This window comes from Methylobacterium sp. B1 (assembly GCF_000333255.1).
Lineage (GTDB): Bacteria > Pseudomonadota > Alphaproteobacteria > Rhizobiales > Beijerinckiaceae > Methylobacterium > Methylobacterium fujisawaense.
Genome location: NZ_BACT01000792.1, coordinates 1 through 1735, shown reverse-complemented (window position 1 = coordinate 1735; position 1735 = coordinate 1). Strand labels below are relative to the sequence as shown.

At 68.6% G+C, this 1735-nt stretch carries 2 protein-coding genes and 1 pseudogene; all 3 read right to left on the bottom strand.

Annotated elements, in window-relative coordinates; translation table 11 throughout:
- Nucleotides 1–352, bottom strand: a 352-nt coding sequence (locus tag I53_RS22950; RefSeq protein ID WP_043355076.1) for an ATP-binding cassette domain-containing protein, incomplete at its 3' end; no start/stop codon positions are given.
- Nucleotides 349–1503: an urea ABC transporter permease subunit UrtC gene (gene urtC, locus I53_RS22945; RefSeq protein WP_043355075.1), complete on the bottom strand. Its 1155-nt coding sequence runs from the start codon at nt 1501–1503 to the stop codon at nt 349–351. The genes I53_RS22950 and urtC, both read right to left, overlap by 4 nt.
- Before the next feature lie 5 nt (nt 1504–1508).
- A pseudogene (locus tag I53_RS22940) lies at nt 1509–1735 on the bottom strand (urea ABC transporter permease subunit UrtB); the annotation flags it as partial.

The window sequence follows — 1735 nt, the reverse complement described above, 5'->3', positions numbered from 1 at the left end:
CGACCGTGTGGCTCTCGAACACGGTCGGCTTCTGGAACTTGCGGCCGATGCCGAGGTCGGCGATCGCCGGCTCGTCGCTCCTGAGCAGGTCATGGGTGCCGTCGAACAGCGCGATGCCGCTGTCCGGCCGGGTCTTGCCGGTGATGCAGTCCATCATGGTGGTCTTGCCGGCGCCGTTCGGCCCGATGATCGCCCGCAACTCGCCGCGGGCCAGGGTCAGCGACAGGCCGCGCAGGGCCTTGTAGCCGTCGAAGGTGACCCGCAGGTCGTCGAGGTAGAGGAGCGCGTCCGTCTCCCGCTTCCGGTTGGCGGGACCCCGGGCGTCCGGGCGCTCAACGAGGTCGGTGCTCACGAGCCCTGCCCTTCTTCGGCGAGTTTCGGGGCGATGTCGGGCTCCGGCGGCAGCGTGGCGGCGGCGCGCCGGGAGCCGAGACGCTCGATCGCGGTGCCGACGAGGCCGCGCGGCAGGAACAGCGTCACGACCACGAACAGGCCGCCCAGCGCGAACAGCCACGCGTCGGGCATCGCGCCGGTGAGCACGGTCTTGGCGTAGTTGACCAGCACGGCGCCCAGAGCTGCGCCGACCAGCGTGCCGCGCCCGCCCACCGCCACCCAGATCACCGTCTCGATGGAGTTGGTGGGGGCGAACTCCCCCGGGTTGATGATGCCGACCTGCGGCACGTAGAGGGCGCCGGCGACGCCCGCCATCATGGCCGAGACCGTGAAGGCCAGCGTCTTGAAGTGCTCCGGCCGGTAGCCGAGGAAGCGCGTGCGGCTCTCGGCATCGCGCACGGCGATCAGGATCTTTCCATACGCCGAGACCGTCATGACCCGGGCGATCAGGTAGCCCGAAGCCAAGGCCAAGCCGGTCGCCACGAAGATGCCGACGCGGAAATTCTGGGACTGGACGGAAAATCCCAGAAGATCCTTGAAGTCCGTGAGGCCGTTGTTGCCGCCGAGGCCCATGTCGTTGCGGAAGAAGGCGAGCATCAGCGCGTAGGTCAGCGCCTGGGTGATGATCGACAGGTAGACGCCCGTGACCCGCGACCGGAAGGCGAGCCAGCCGAACACGAAGGCGAGCAGCCCCGGCACCAGCAGCACCATCAGGGCCGCGAAGGCGAAGTGGTCGAAGCCCAGCCAGTACCAGGGCAGGGCCTTGTAGTTCAGGAACACCATGAAGTCGGGCAAGACCGGGTTGCCGTAGACGCCCCGGGAGCCGATCTGGCGCATCAGGTACATGCCCATCGCGTAGCCGCCCAGCGCGAAGAACGCCCCGTGGCCGAGCGAGAGGATGCCGCAATAGCCCCAGACGAGGTCGAGGCTCACCGCGAGCAGCGCGTAGGCGAGGTACTTGCCGAACAGCGAGACGAGGTAGGTCGGCAGGTGCAGGCCGGAGCCCTCCGGCACCGCGAGGTTCAGCACCGGCACGGCGCCGCAGAAAGCGGCCAGGACGGCGAGGAAGATCCAGCCCTTCAGGTCGATGAGAGGGGGGCGGGACGGCATGGGGCTCACGATTCCACCGCCCGGCCCTTGAGCGCGAACAGGCCGCGCGGGCGCTTCTGGATGAACAGGATGATGAAGACCAGGAGGCCGATCTTGGCGAGCACCGCGCCGACATACGGCTCGGCGAGCTTGTTGACGACGCCGAGTGTCAGCGCCGCCACCAGCGTCCCCCAGAAGTTGCCGACGCCGCCGAACACGACCACGAGGAACGAGTCGATGATGTAGCCCTGGC

Bases quoted from the DNA above. Each gene is read 5' to 3' on its own strand.
- urtC (WP_043355075.1), bottom strand. From the start codon at position 1,503: ATGCCGTCCCGCCCCCCTCTCATCGACCTGAAGGGCTGGATCTTCCTC.